Origin of the sequence: Bartonella sp. TS82HLJMH (genome assembly GCF_042193495.1) — a bacterium.
Lineage (GTDB): Bacteria > Pseudomonadota > Alphaproteobacteria > Rhizobiales > Rhizobiaceae > Bartonella > Bartonella grahamii.
Map to the genome: position 1 here is coordinate 1 of NZ_JBHILU010000098.1, position 638 is coordinate 638.

Sequence of the window (638 nt, forward strand, 5' to 3'; positions counted from 1 at the left end):
GCTTTGCACCCGAAGGCTTACGGCACGCCTCAGATTATAAAGATCAAGTGATTGAGCTTTTTTGGCCAGAACCTAAAAAACATCTTGGATATACGGTTCCCTATCCTAAACTCAAGGATAAATTACATTTTCGCCCCGCAGAGTTAACGCTTTGGAGTGGTGCTAGTGGTGCAGGTAAAAGTCAATTGTTATCCGACTGTATTCCCCATTGGATTGCGCAAAATAGCCGCCTTTGTTTAGCATCTCTAGAAATGAAAGGAGAACAATCCCTCCGACGTTTAACCAAACAAACGGGCGGCTTAGAAAAGCCTACAAAAGAGACAATTGAGCGCATTTTGCATTTTTTAGACGATGGACTTATTCTTTATGAACATGTTGGCAAATCAAGTGTAGACACCTTGCTTAGTGTCTTTGACTATTGCCGTGCACGCTATGGTTGCGATCAATTTATTATCGACAGTCTCATGCGGTTAGGCATTGCCTCCGATGATTATACAGGGCAAGAACAAGCGGTTTATAAAATAGTGGATTGGGCTATTTTAAACAGTGTGCATATTCACCTTGTTGCCCATGCCCGCAAAGGTGGTCTCGATAAAGATATCCCTGGAACAGAAGATATTAAAGGCGCCTCAGAAATT

General features: G+C 42.5%; 1 protein-coding gene. It reads left to right on the forward strand.

The genetic code is table 11. From position 1 onward, the window contains the following. A partial coding sequence (locus tag ACFIKO_RS09455; protein ID WP_375673924.1) for an AAA family ATPase occupies window positions 1–638 on the forward strand: 638 nt, incomplete at both ends.